Origin of the sequence: Halopseudomonas maritima, assembly GCF_021545785.1 — a bacterium.
In the GTDB taxonomy this organism is placed as follows: Bacteria; Pseudomonadota; Gammaproteobacteria; order Pseudomonadales; family Pseudomonadaceae; genus Halopseudomonas; species Halopseudomonas maritima.
Window position 1 is genome coordinate 1,005,029 of sequence record NZ_CP079801.1, and the last position, 13,384, is coordinate 1,018,412.

Below are 13,384 nucleotides of genomic sequence, written 5' to 3' on the forward strand. Positions count from 1 at the left end.
GCCGCTCGGCTAACAACCCACAACGAGAAGAAACAACTAGCGACGCCAGCACAAGTCGTTGTTCGGCGCCTGCACTCCCACAGCGTTAATGGACATCGCGGCACAGGTATCTCCTGCCATCATTCCTCCGGCGACCGCGTTCGCAGTCACGACGTAGCCGCCGTCGGCGGCCACTCCTGCGGCGAAATTAATCGTATAAACAGCGTTTCCAATGACAGGGCTCTGCCCTGGGATACCAGCCCCCGAGTAGGCACCTGTCTGAGAAAAGCCTCTCTCTACTACCTGAACAGCGTCCATGAGAACTGCTGCCGCCTCGGCTCGACGTGCTTTCTTCGTGTACTCAACATAGCTTGGGTACGCAATCGCCGCCAATATACCTATAACAGCGACAGCGATCATGACTTCTATAAGAGTAAAACCTCTACTTTTCATTTTTCACCTTCGCCACTTTACTGAAGCTGCCGCCACATAATCCTACGAGAGATACCCGGCGACTCTGCTGCACGCTCATCCAAGAACACATTTTGGCCCGTCGAAAGTAGGATGACTTTAGTTTGCGTCGGCTTGTCATCACCTTTGTCGATAATTACCGGCAAACCCGGGAGGCCGCCGCCAATATTGATACCTGCGACGATGACATCACTATCGTTGATAGAGCCATCACCACTCGTATCAAGCACCTCATAGCTGAGCATCCCACCCGTAAGCAGATCGAGCTCAAGCAGGCGCCCACTACCAGAGCTCTCGCAGGGATCATTGGCATCTATCTTTGCGGTAACAAATACTACACGCCCCTCAGTTGTTTGCGCAGGATAGATGACCCGCTCACCCTCAGCTACATTATTGTAAATCAAGGGCATATACCAACCACGTTGACTTGCCCAGTTGACCGGATTGGTACTAGTGTAAAAATAATCCTGCCCATTAATTCGGGCCTCTCCGGTGATAGTCTGCTGCCGGAGCTGCGCCTGTGTTACTGGCAAGCCTCCAGACGGCTTATCCCAAATGGCATAGAAAGCCTGTAAATCGAGATTGGTTTTATCAGAGGTTTCCGCCAATTTACCCGTCCCAAAAGAAACCAGATATCCGCCGTCAGGATGTTCAGTAATTAAGGGCTTGACAGTAACAGGCCTAGTAGAGCCTGCAGCATATAGCTTTTGCGAGGTCCAGCTAGACGTTACAGCCGAAGGGATGGTGAAACGCCACATGTTACCGCGCAGATCGCCCGCGTAAATCCGCTCAATTTGATGTTGCGCATTAACCACTAACTCAGGCGACGAGAGACCAGAACCAGTGGCACGCTCTGCAGCGGTTCCTCCAGTATTGTCGTCTACAACCATCTTATGAATAAGTGCCCCAGTTGCAAGATCAACTACGAACAGCGCCGCCTTGCCCTTATGACTTCCGTACCCATTACCAAACACGGCTACCCAGCGATTATCGGGAAGCCGCGCAATAGCCGGCCGGGAATACGTGTACCCCAAGTCGTTCCAAGTGTTAGCAGGGGTATCCGTGGTCGGGGCTGTCACCTCCCAGAGTGCCTGAGAGGTATTGGGGCTGATCTCGGTCTGCTGGAAAAGCCTGACCGCAAACATGCTTTTACCCCCAGCTCCCTGACCACCTACAGCAACGGTCGACCATACGGTCCCAAGCTTCGCATCAGAGATACTAATCTGCCCATCTACGGAAAAGGTGTGATACCCATTATCCGCATAACCTGGGTCTGACAACATGCCCAACTTGGAAAGAACCGAAGACGGCATGTAGCCATAGCGATGGGAGCCGTTGTCGGCATTAACGACATGGAAGAAACCATCATTGCTGTTGAATAACAAGCTAGGTGTAATGCGGGCCTTCTTAAACGCAAGATACAAGTCATAGGTAGTATCACCCTCGATAGCACCAATAGTCTGCGTCTCGCCTGCCACCCGCTCCAAGCTGGAATTGATAATGTCGCCAAGTAGAACAGATCGCGACCTCAGCCCGGTCACCGCCCCCCCTTTGGCCCAGTTAACTAGGGACGCTCCATTTAGAGGAGCACTCACCTGATTATTTAACTGCGACTGCTGAGCAGAGGACAGGTTGCCAAAGTTCAACGATACAACCTGAGAGCTGCCAGTATTAAAGGTTTGGTACGCCGCACCGTTAACACTCGGAGTAATGGTGCTATCGGTTGTCCAGAGAAGGCTCTCGGTCCGCCCAGTGGTCGAATTTAGTCGATAAGCCTCGATCGTCCCACTCCAATTCGCTGGATCATATAGCGTTTTGTAATATACGGTCTCCGAGCTAAGCGTAGCCGAGCTCGACGCACCAGCACCACCCGAACCAGCTTTTGCCGATATCTCGTTTATCGCCTGGTTAAGTCGATCAGTCAATTCGTCCGAGTCGTTAGCCGTGTAATAAGTCCCACCACCATAGTCCGCAGCGTCCTGCAACATTTGGTTCTGTACCGCAAACCCAACAGTATAGGTCAACATATTCTGCTTCAAGAACCCGGGGTCATTAAAACTTTTGCCTGCAAGATCTTGGTTGGTTGTATTCCGCAAATCTATGTCATAAGCAAACTTAGCCATATCATCCAGATACAGCGTATCCCCCTCTGAATTCCCATTCAGATTATTACCATCATTGCTAACTCCGTCCCAGTTTGGCAAATTACTCCCGCCAGACACTGCGGGATTATCCCGGTCAGGGTCGTTGCTTGGGAAGGTTCTATCGTAGGTGGGCAACCCATCAGTGACCACAATGGAAAAATTACGCTGACAGCGGTACTGAATCGGACTCACATAATTACCAGAGCCATCACCGTGATAACGACTCATCCCCCTTAGATAACGGGTCATCTCATAGTAAGCCTCCGAAAGCGGAGTGTTAGTGGACGCACTCAATCCATTAACTTCGCTAACGAGATCATTATAGTTCTTCTGCGCCTGCGTAGCTGAGGTTACCGTTGTGCCTTGGGGAGTGTAGGAAGCAGAAAGATCGCGAACATCGCGCATCAAGCTACCGCCCGGCCCCCTGTCATTACGAGTCGGAGAGTTAAACGCGAAGAGACCGAAGCGCAATGCCCGATTGTTAGTGATAATATCATTGGTCACATCCCGAGCAACATTCATGCGGTAGTCATTGGGAAGCACACCCCTTAGATCATTACCAGATTTACCCCCCCTAGTATACGTATAATAAATATAAGAAATATATTGACTGGTAAAACGAGTATTATTGTTACCAACCGGATCAGGTATTCGATAACAACGTCGATCATAGATATAGCCACTTTGCACGCGATACAAAGCAAAATAATTCTTGGCGCAACCATCTCGCTCAAAATCATCGTGAGGATCCAGGTTACTTCCGGAGGCAAGGGAATACCCATTGCTCCCTCTGTAAGCGACATACGGGAAATTGCTCGCAGCCGCAGCCGCAGGCAGAATTGCATTATTCATACTGCCTGAGTTATCAAGCAACACTAGTACATTTGGCGTCACAGCTGATGTACTAAGAATTGGGGCCTGACTGGGCTGAAAAGCATAGACAGGCGTGAGCGCATACGCTCCTAGCAGAACCCCCGCTATTAACGCTGTAATTTTTTTCATTTTTTGGCTCCTTGCGCAGCGACAATAAGAAAATTAGTTCTGCGCATATACGCTCTCTACGGCGGTTGTTGTATTACCCACGGTCGCGACAGCAGTCACCCTGTACAGAGTAACCGTCTCGCCAAGATCCACATTCACAGCAGCACTAGAAGTGCCCAGCTTCTGTATCTGGTAGAACGACCCTCCTCCCGCGGCAACCCAGACGCCACATGTACCTGGAGCTACAGCGACGTTGCTGAAATCCGGAGTTTGACATCCCGCTCCAACACACTGTGCGCAGGCAGCCAATGCCGCCTCATTAGCAACCGCGGCGATGAAACCTTCTCCCTCTCGAAGCCCTGCTTCAGCCTCTTGAAAACTTTCATTCTTCAATCGCGCATTACCAGACATTTTTTCTTGCATCGTGGCGCTCTTCATCCCAGCCACGCCTACGATGGTAAGCAACAACAGAAATATCAGGCTCACGAACAAAGCAATACCTCGTTGCCTAACACCACTAAAGCTGGTCATGTAATCACCTCAAATAGAACGGTTACGTAGCGCGACAGCAACAGAGTATGGTTGATCAGAAACCAAGCCTTCCGAATCCTCCAGAACTATCTCAATACGTACACTACGAATAAGCTCAGGGTTAGGCACAGCTGCCCCTGCTACGTAGTTACCCGACACATAGGAGTCCTCAACCGCTGCAGCCAACCCAAAACTAACGTTCATCGATTGAACGCCAGACATCAATGTGGTGAAGGCACCTGCCCCACCGCCACGAAAAAGCAGCTCGCCCGCATCGGCATCAAACCGGTACTCGACCAGCCGGACAGGCAGGGCTACCTGACCGGCCCCGGGAGCTGCAACCCCTGCCTGCACCGTCGCATTGGTACGACAGTCCGTGACCAACGTCCAATCTGCGTTAGTTGTAGTGCCCACCCCACGGGTTGCATTCGACGTTACGATTCGAAGGGTGCCTGTCCCGTTATCCCACTCGATAGGATCATCAAATGCGGCAGGACGGTTCGCAATATTACTCGCAGCTAGACAACCAAACATCCCCGCCATTCTCAGCTCTTGGCTCATGCGAGTGAGAACATACCGCCCATCCTCCTGTAGTTTCGCAGCGGCATCCTGAATCTGATAGGTCCGCTTGCTGCTAGTAAAAAGCTGAACCACACCAAGCACCAGAATAAGGCCCAAAGCTAAGGCGACCAGCATTTCAACAACACTGATACCTGCCTGCTTATCACATACGTTACGTTTATCCATAAAACCCTCAGGGTGCAGTAACCGACACGTTCGTTGTGACAGAGAACGACCCCATACTAGCCTGCCCCGCCTCATCATTTCCGGCAGCCCTTGCCTCTGACCAGCTTACAGTCACAGCGACCTGAGTGCCGTTAACTGCGATACGCGCTTCGGGGCTTGGTAGCGAATTCAGGTTTCTCGCAAAATCAATCAAGTCTTGGTCTCGGATCGAAGCTGCAGCACCCGGTACGGCTGCCAAGCTTGCGATCGCGTACTGAGGCAACTGCACAGGATCCGCATTCGCACGTATTCGATCAATAATGTCGTAGACTATAAAACTCGCCTGAGAATTCATTCTTGAGCTATCGGTGTACTTGAGGGCACTTAGCTGCATTCCTGCCGCTCCAAGCAACCCGATCGCCAAAACAAAGACTGCGATCATAACCTCTATCAGCGAGACACCTCGCTGCCCGCTTCTAGCATCTGCCTGAGACTTCATTAGCAAGCCCCCCCAGCCTGAGCACGCCCGGTAGGACACAACAACACAGTTCGCGTCTGCTCACCAAGGGTGTATGTGAAGGTTACAGCATTGGCCGGACTACCCAATCCGCCGAGCGCGTCAAACGCGACCTCATCCACATCGCCTGTAGCGGCAACCACCGCACCGTTTCGAAATCCAGGAAGACTTCTAATAACCTGGCCATTCAGCTCAACCGAAATATCCTGCGCCCAGTTATCATCGGTCAATGCAGAGATGGTCACTGTCGAGCTACTATTGATCGCTTGCAGCCTAGCCCAACTCAATACATGCAACAGCTCATTAGCATCCGAGTCTGCCCGCGTTCTCTCCAAAGACCCGGTGAAAGCAATAGAACCAAGCGAAAGCCCAATCGCAAGAATCACAAGCGCCACCATTAACTCAATCAGAGTGAAGCCTTTCACACTTCTCATTCAAAGAATCCTCCTAGTACTGCATGCACTATAAAAAGACATCTGCGCAAGGTCGCGCACCACGCGATGACCGGTCACCAGGTCACGACGACAGGTCAAAGGCAAGCAAGTTGAAACGCAAAAAGCCCAGGAGGGGCAATGAAACGGAATGGATTTACGCTGACCGAACTGCTGGTCGCCGTGGCCTTGCTGGGCATTTTAGTGAGTATTGGCATGCCGTCGTTGAGCAGCCTGATTGACCAGCATCGCCTGGACAGCGCGCAGGACGCGCTGGAGCGCAGCATTCGGTTTACGCGGAACGAGGCTATCGAGCGCAACGAGCCGGTGGTGATGTTGCCGATGGCGGGGGACTGGAACAGCGGCTGGCAGGTGTTTGTCGACCGGGATAACAACCTTGCACTTGGCGCCGGTGACGTTCTGTTGCTGGAAAATCAGGCGGCATTGCTGTCTAGCGTCGCCGCCAGCGGTCAACTGCAAAGCTACCTGCGCTACAACGCGCTGGGCGAGTCGGAGCGGGTGTACGGTGGCTTTCTGGCCGGCAGCTTTCGGCTTTGCCCGCCAGATTTGGCACAGCACGGCCGACAGCTGATCATCAATCGTGTCGGGCGCCTGCGCACAGAATCTCGTCAATTTGACGCACGGCAGTGCGCAGCCACGCCATGAGCAAAGCGCAGACCTGTCCGACAGAAAGGTCCGCGCCTCAGCACCTCAGGTCCGGTACTCGGCGTTAATCCGCACGTACTCGTGGGAGAGATCGGTCGTCCACAAGGTTTCATTGACCTCGCCGCGACCCAGCTCGATGCGAATGGTGATTTCTGGCTGCGCCATCACGCGGGCGCCCTGAGACTCTTCGTACTCGGCCGCACGACCACCCTGACGGGTAATGCAGACGTCATCCAGATAAACGTCGATTTTCTCGACATCCAGATCAGGTACGCCAGCATAGCCAACCGCGGCCAGGATGCGCCCCCAGTTCGGGTCAGAGGCAAACAGCGCGGTTTTGATCAGCGGGGAGTGCGCCACTGCATAAGCGACGTCCAAACACTCATCGTTGTTGGCGCCACCGTTGACCCGAATGGTTACGAACTTGGTCGCCCCTTCACCGTCACGCACAATAGCCTGCGCCAGTGTCAGCATCACATCCTTGATGGCGGTTGCCAGCTCCTCGTAGCCCTGGGCATCGGGGCTATCGATCAGCGGGATATCCGCCTTACCGGTAGCAACCAGCATGCAGGAGTCATTAGTGCTGGTGTCGCCATCAATGGTAATGCGGTTGAACGACAGGTTGGCGGCCTCATGCAGCAACGCTTGCAGTAGCGGCTGCGCTACCGGCGCATCGGTCGCGATATAGCCCAGCATGGTCGCCATATTCGGGCGAATCATACCAGCGCCCTTGGAAATACCAGTGATCGTGATGACCTGGCCAGCAATCTCAATACGCCGACTGCAACCCTTGGGTTGGGTATCGGTGGTCATGATGCCTTCCGCGGCGTGCGCCCAGTTATCTTCAGCCAAGTCGGCCAGGGCGGCCGGCAACGCTGCGATCACTTTGTCGGCAGGCAACAGCTCGCCAATCACACCCGTGCTGAACGGCAGCACTTGGGCTGCTTCACACCCGACCTTCTCGGCCAGCGCCTCACAGGTGCGCTCAGCCGCCTGCATACCTGGCTTGCCGGTGCCGGCGTTGGCATTACCGGTATTGACCAGCAGGTACTGGGGCGAACCTGCCAGTCGCTGGCGGCACAGGGTGACGGGCGCAGCACAAAAGGCATTGCGGGTAAACACGCCAGCAATGCTGGAGCCCGGCGCAGCCTCCATGACCACTACATCCTTGCGACCAACACGCTTGATGCCAGCGGAGGCGATACCCAAACGAAAACCAGAGACAGGGTGCAACGCAGGTAACGGGCCGAGACCAACAGGCATATTTAACGCTCCAAAAAAGAGGGAGAGAGAAGATTCAAGCTTCAAAAGCAAACAGATTCCCCCGACTATAAAGCCGAGGGTTAAAAGGGTTTAACTTGTAGCTTGCCGCTTGAAGCTTACAGCTGCTTTTCAGGCTTAGCTAATCTGTCCGTGACAGTGCTTGTACTTCTTGCCGGAGCCACAGGGGCACGGATCATTTCGGCCCACCTTTGGCCCTTCGCGGGTTTGCGGTGCGGCGGCTTGCTGCGGCTCTTGTGCTGCCTCGCTTTCGGCAGCAACAGCATTGACCTCTTCGTGCTTGAACTGCATGCGGCGCTGCATTTCCTCGGCCTGGCGACGCAAACGCGCCTCTTCCTCCGCCGGATCCTCACGACGCACCTGCACATGGCTCAGAACACGAATGGTGTCGCGCTTGAGCGTCTCCAGCAATTCCTGGAACAGGTTAAAGGCTTCGCGCTTGTATTCCTGCTTGGGGTTCTTCTGCGCATAGCCACGCAGATGAATACCCTGGCGCAAGTGATCCATGGTCGCCAAATGCTCTTTCCAGAGATCATCCAGCACCCGCAGCAGCATCTGCTTCTCGAAAGTACGCAGTGCCCCAGCACCAGCCAGTTCTTCCTTCTCGCGGTAGGCTGAAACCAACGCGTCCAGAACGCGCTCAGCGACGCCCTGCTCTTGCAGCCTCTCGTCTTCATCCAGCCATTGTTGAACAGGAAGCTGCAGACCCAGCTCGCCAGCCAGGGCCTTCTCAAGGCCGTCGATATCCCACTGCTCGGGCAGACTGCCAGCTGGCATGTGCATGGCGACCATGTCGGTCACCACGTCCTGGCGGATGGCAGCAATGGTTTCCTCGACCGTCTCGCTGGCCAAAATGGAATTACGCTGGCCGTAAATCACCTTACGCTGTTCGTTCGCAACGTCGTCGTATTCCAGCAATTGCTTCCGGATGTCGAAGTTGCGCCCCTCAACTTTGCGCTGCGCCTTCTCAATGGCGTTGGTGACCATGCGGTGCTCGATGGCCTCGCCCTTCTCCATGCCCAGGGCTTTCATGAAGTTCTTCACCCGGTCAGAGGCAAAGATACGCATCAGGTTATCTTCCAGCGACAGGTAGAAGCGGCTGGAGCCCGGGTCGCCCTGACGACCGGCACGGCCACGCAGCTGGTTATCGATACGGCGGGATTCGTGACGTTCGCAGGCGATGATGTGCAGGCCGCCGGCTTCCAGCACCTGCTGGTGACGAAGCTGCCACTCATCTTTGATTTGCGCGACTTGCTGCTCTGTGGGGTTCTCCAGGGCAGCCACCTCGGCCTCCCAATTACCACCGAGGATAATGTCAGTACCACGACCGGCCATGTTGGTAGCAATGGTCACCGCGCCAGGCCGACCGGCCTGAGCCACAATTTCGGCTTCTTTCTCGTGGAATTTTGCGTTCAGCACCTTGTGCGGCACTTTTTCGCGGTTCAGCAACTGTGCCACAACCTCGGAGGATTCGATTGAGGCGGTACCTACCAGCACCGGGCGCCCTTGCTCCATGCAGTGCTTGATGTCGGTAACAATCGCAGCAAACTTCTCTTCGATGCTGAGATAGACCAGATCGTTGTAATCCTTGCGCACCATCGGCTTGTTAGTCGGGATGACCAGCACGTCCAGGCCATAGATCTGCCGAAACTCGAAGGCCTCCGTATCCGCTGTACCGGTCATGCCGGCCAGCTTCTGATACAGGCGGAAGTAGTTCTGGAAGGTGGTGGACGCCAGCGTCTGGCTCTCGGCCTGGATCTGCAACCCTTCCTTCGCCTCAATGGCCTGGTGCAGGCCCTCGGACAGACGACGCCCCGGCATGGTGCGCCCGGTGTGCTCGTCGACCAGCAACACCTGGTTGTTCTGCACGATGTATTCGACGTTGCGATGGAACAGGGTATGGGCCCGCAGCGCGGAGTTGACGTGATGCAGCAGACCGAGATTTTGCGCGGCGTAAAGGCTGTCGCCCTCATTCAGCAGTTTCTCGCGCACCAGCAGGTCTTCGATAAACTGGTGGCCGCTTTCGGTTAGCTCAACCTGACGCGCCTTCTCGTCGATCAGGTAATGGCCATCGACCGCCTCAACAGCCTCTTCAGCAGCCTGGCCGCGCTTGAGCTGGGGAATCAGCTTGTTGATGGCCGCATACAGCTGAGAGCTGTCTTCAGCCGGACCGGAAATGATCAAGGGCGTACGGGCTTCGTCGATCAGAATCGAGTCAACTTCATCGACCACGGCAAAATAGGGCTCGCGCTGAAACTTGTCTTCCAGTCGGAACGCCATATTGTCGCGCAGGTAATCAAAGCCCAACTCGTTATTGGTGCCGTAGGTGATATCGCACTGGTAGGCGGCGCGCTTTTGCTGTGGGTCCTGCTGAGGTACGACGACGCCAACACTCATGCCCAGAAACTCATAGAGCGGGCGCATGGTGTTAGCGTCACGACTGGCCAAGTAATCGTTGACGGTGACTACGTGTACACCCTTACCGGCCAGCGCATTGAGGTAAACCGGCAAGGTAGCCACCAGGGTTTTACCCTCACCGGTTTTCATCTCGGCGATCTTGCCTTCGTGCAAGGTCATGCCACCAATCAACTGGACGTCGAAATGGCGCATGCCCATTACCCGCTTACTGGCTTCGCGAACCACCGCGAACGCCTCGGGCAGCAATTGGTCGAGTGTCGCGCCATCGGCCAGGCGCTGTTTGAACTCTGCCGTTTTCGCCGTTAACTGTTCGTCGCTCAGTGCATTCAAGCTCTCCTCCAGAGCATTGATGGCGACAACCACCTTGCCCATGCGCTTCAATTCACGATCGTTCTTGCTTCCCAACAGCTTTCTGACTAACGGCGCAAACATAATCGGCTTAAATATCCATGTAAGGGTTGGCGAGCCCAGTCCTGTGCAGCCCGGACCAGCACTGAAAAAAGGCATTCTACTCTGATTTCTGCCGCACATTAAACCGCGCGACCGGCGCGGCCTTTGTCACAACAGCACAGACGAAGGCCGGGTGAAGACAAGTAAGCACTGAGTCATTCGGCCTACCCTCTGGGCGAGCGGAAGAACTCAGTATTTACTTGATGGGGACGGTAGGAGGCTATTTCAACGCCAGGTAGCGGGCCGGGTTTACAGCCATACCATTGCGATACACTTCCAGATGCAGGTGCGCGCCGGTCGAGCGACCGGTACTGCCAACAGCGGCGATTTCCTGACCTTTCTGCACCAGATCGCCTTTGCTTACCTTGAGTACGGAAGCATGGGCGTACCGGGTTTTCAGGCCATTACCGTGACTGATTTCTACCATGTTGCCGTAGGCGCCATTACGACCAGAGAAGGTAACGACGCCAGCACCAACCGCATGAATCGGCGTGCCACGCGGAGCAGCGAAATCCAGACCACTGTGCATAGAGAAACGACCGGTGATAGGGTCGGTCCGGCGCCCGAAGCCGGATGAGATGTGCCCGGCAGAAACCGGAACAAAGTCCAGCGCCGCAGCCACATCGGTCTGACGGCTGACCATCAGGTCTTCCAGCAGCTGCAGCTGCTGCGTGCGATCGTCGACCCGTGCGGACAACTGATCGATCAAGCTTTGCAGGTCCGGGGCGTTGTAGCTCAGGTCATCGTCGCGTAGCTCAGGCCCACCCATACCGGGCTCCAGCTCCGAGTTGAGGCTGAAATCCGCCTCGGCGCCGAAGTCGAACTCGCCGTCGCTAAACTCACCGAGCTCGGTCAGGCGCTCACCCAGTGCATCCAGACGGGTCAAGCGCATTTGCAGGCGGGCAAGCTGCTGACTCATACGCTCGATCTGCGCCTGAGTACCGTCGTCCTCCAGCAGAGGATCAACTTCGTAATCCTGCAACGCTTCCTGCCATGCCGGCACTGCCGCAACATCTGCCGAGGCGTCCTCTGCGGAACCGCCAAGCAGTTGCCAGGTCACAAGTGAGGCGACGAGCGGTAACGCCAACAAAAGGCTGATGCCCGCTACCACCCACGGCGCCCCTAGCGTAACTGTCCGCGACGCGCCGTGGCGCCCGGTCAAAATAATAATATTCAAATAGCAACCCCACACATTCTTGGCGGCGGTTCTGGTAGCATGACCGCTCAATCACTCCCTGGCTGGCACCCACCCCTATGGCATTCCGTCCACTGGATGCACGTCGACCAACCGACCTGTTACGTACCAGCAGTACCCTTAAGGCGCTGCTGGAAAAATCACGTCAGATCGAACGCCTGCAGGCCCTGTTTGAATCGAGACTTGAGCCAGCAGCGCGCGCGCACTGCCATGTGGCAGCCCTGGAAGGAGGCATACTGCGCTTGGTGGTCAGCAGCAGCCAATGGGCTACCCGACTGCGTTATCAGCAAAAAAGACTGATTCGACAGTTACAGGCGTTCAACGAATTCGCCACCTTAACGAAAATCCACTGCCGGGTACAACCACCACTGGTCAAAAAAGCACCACCCGTTCGCAAAATGCCGCGTTCCCAGGTCGCCTCCAGCAGCTTGCAGGAAACCGCCGAGCACATGGACGACCCCGCTCTCAAGGCAGCGCTTCAGCGCCTTGCTCGCCACCACCGGGGCAACTAGGGCAGCGCAGGCTGTACGGCTTGCGCAGCGACCATTGCTGAGCAGCACCTCACACTGAAACAACAGGCAACGCTTAAGTCAGCAGACCGCGCAAAAGAAAACGGCCACCCGAGGGTGGCCGCAAAAAGTACAACGAAACGAGAAAAGTGTGGGCTCAGGCCCTCATACAGCGGTTGCCGGGCGCATAAAGGAAATCGGCGCAGTACCGGCGTCATCAAAGGTCACCACCTCCCAGGCATCAGGGGTGGCCAGCAACGCTCGCAGCAGCTTGTTGTTCAGCCCATGACCTGACTTGTAGCCACGGAACTCACCAACCAGACTTTTGCCCAGCAGGTAGAGGTCGCCGATGGCGTCCAGAATCTTGTGGCGCACAAACTCGTCTTCGTAGCGCAGGCCGTCTTCGTTAAGCACACGGTACTCATCAACCACAATAGCGTTATCGACACTGCCACCGAGCGCCAGGTTCTGCGAACGCAGGTACTCGATATCACGCATAAAGCCAAAGGTACGCGCCCGGCTGACTTCCTTGACGAAAGAGGTGCTTGAGAAATCGACGCTCGCATACTGACTGCGACCCCGGAATACCGGATGGTCGAAGTCGATACCCAGACTGACCTTGAAACCCTCAAACGGCACAAAGGTGGCGGTTTTGCCGTCCTCTTCGACAGTTACTTCCCGCTTGATGCGGATGAACTGCTTGGCTGCGTCCTGCTCGGCAATACCTGCCGACTGGATCAGGAACACGAAGGGACCGGCGCTACCGTCCATGATCGGAACTTCCGGCGCACTCAGCTCGACATAGGCGTTATCGATACCCAGACCAGCCATGGCAGACATCAGGTGTTCAACCGTATCCACCTTAACGCCCTCGTGAACGAGGGTGGTGGACATGGTCGTCTCGCCGACGCACAAGGCTTTGCCCGGGATCTCGACCACGGGGTCGAGATCCACGCGACGGAACATGATACCCGTGTCAATCGGCGCCGGCTTGAGGGTGAGGTATACCTTCTCACCCGAATGCAGACCTACACCGGTTGCCCGGATGACGTTCTTCAGTGTGCGTTGTCTGATCATGTTTGCTT

12 protein-coding genes are annotated in these 13,384 nt (G+C 55.4%); 2 read left to right on the top strand and 10 right to left on the bottom strand.

Going from position 1 to position 13,384, the window contains the following annotated elements; all coding sequences use genetic code 11:
* Window positions 1-36: 36 nt before the first annotated feature.
* Genes HV822_RS04660 through HV822_RS04690 form a run of 6 tightly spaced genes read right to left on the bottom strand, consistent with a single transcriptional unit; the run spans window position 37 to window position 5,783 of the window.
* Window positions 37-432: a type IV pilin protein gene (locus HV822_RS04660; RefSeq protein ID WP_275419409.1), complete on the bottom strand. Its 396-nt coding sequence runs from the start codon at window positions 430-432 to the stop codon at window positions 37-39.
* 17 nt (window positions 433-449) lie between these two features.
* Window positions 450-3,596, bottom strand: a complete 3,147-nt coding sequence (locus HV822_RS04670) for a pilus assembly protein (RefSeq protein ID WP_238872600.1) — start codon at window positions 3,594-3,596, stop codon at window positions 450-452.
* 33 nt (window positions 3,597-3,629) lie between these two features.
* A complete protein-coding gene (locus HV822_RS04675) occupies window positions 3,630-4,106 on the bottom strand; it encodes a pilus assembly PilX family protein (RefSeq protein WP_238872601.1) in 477 nt (158 codons plus the stop codon).
* Window positions 4,107-4,115: 9 nt separating this feature from the next.
* Window positions 4,116-4,853 carry a prepilin-type N-terminal cleavage/methylation domain-containing protein gene (locus HV822_RS04680; RefSeq protein WP_238872602.1) on the bottom strand — a complete coding sequence of 246 codons (738 nt, stop codon included), beginning with the start codon at window positions 4,851-4,853 and terminating at the stop codon, window positions 4,116-4,118.
* Between the two features lie 7 nt (window positions 4,854-4,860).
* On the bottom strand, window positions 4,861-5,274 hold the full coding sequence (gene pilV / locus HV822_RS04685) for a type IV pilus modification protein PilV (protein WP_238872603.1): 414 nt from the start codon (window positions 5,272-5,274) through the stop codon (window positions 4,861-4,863).
* A 56-nt stretch (window positions 5,275-5,330) separates the two neighbouring features.
* Entirely contained in the window at window positions 5,331-5,783 is a 453-nt protein-coding gene (locus HV822_RS04690; protein ID WP_238872604.1) for a GspH/FimT family pseudopilin, read from the bottom strand.
* A 138-nt stretch (window positions 5,784-5,921) separates the two neighbouring features.
* Between HV822_RS04690 and HV822_RS04695 the strand changes: the two genes are divergently transcribed.
* The gene (locus HV822_RS04695; protein ID WP_238872605.1) at window positions 5,922-6,446 is read left to right on the top strand and encodes a GspH/FimT family pseudopilin; all 525 of its coding nucleotides are present in this window, start codon (window positions 5,922-5,924) and stop codon (window positions 6,444-6,446) included.
* Between the two features lie 45 nt (window positions 6,447-6,491).
* On the opposite strand, the gene argJ is transcribed toward HV822_RS04695, so the two are convergent.
* The 3 genes from argJ to HV822_RS04710 form a co-directional block, all read right to left on the bottom strand.
* A complete protein-coding gene (gene argJ, locus HV822_RS04700) occupies window positions 6,492-7,709 on the bottom strand; it encodes a bifunctional glutamate N-acetyltransferase/amino-acid acetyltransferase ArgJ (RefSeq protein WP_238872606.1) in 1,218 nt (405 codons plus the stop codon).
* A 135-nt stretch (window positions 7,710-7,844) separates the two neighbouring features.
* Entirely contained in the window at window positions 7,845-10,577 is a 2,733-nt protein-coding gene (secA, locus tag HV822_RS04705) for a preprotein translocase subunit SecA (RefSeq protein WP_238872607.1), read from the bottom strand.
* 238 nt (window positions 10,578-10,815) lie between these two features.
* Window positions 10,816-11,655 carry a M23 family metallopeptidase gene (locus HV822_RS04710; RefSeq protein WP_238872608.1) on the bottom strand — a complete coding sequence of 280 codons (840 nt, stop codon included), beginning with the start codon at window positions 11,653-11,655 and terminating at the stop codon, window positions 10,816-10,818.
* Window positions 11,656-11,849: 194 nt separating this feature from the next.
* On the opposite strand from HV822_RS04710, the gene HV822_RS04715 reads away from it, so the two are divergent.
* Window positions 11,850-12,302 carry a DUF721 domain-containing protein gene (locus HV822_RS04715; protein WP_238872609.1) on the top strand — a complete coding sequence of 151 codons (453 nt, stop codon included), beginning with the start codon at window positions 11,850-11,852 and terminating at the stop codon, window positions 12,300-12,302.
* Between the two features lie 162 nt (window positions 12,303-12,464).
* Here HV822_RS04715 and lpxC read toward each other — a convergent pair whose 3' ends face one another.
* Window positions 12,465-13,376, bottom strand: coding sequence for a UDP-3-O-acyl-N-acetylglucosamine deacetylase (lpxC, locus tag HV822_RS04720; RefSeq protein ID WP_238872610.1), 912 nt, complete (start codon window positions 13,374-13,376; stop codon window positions 12,465-12,467).
* Window positions 13,377-13,384 lie beyond the last annotated feature (8 nt).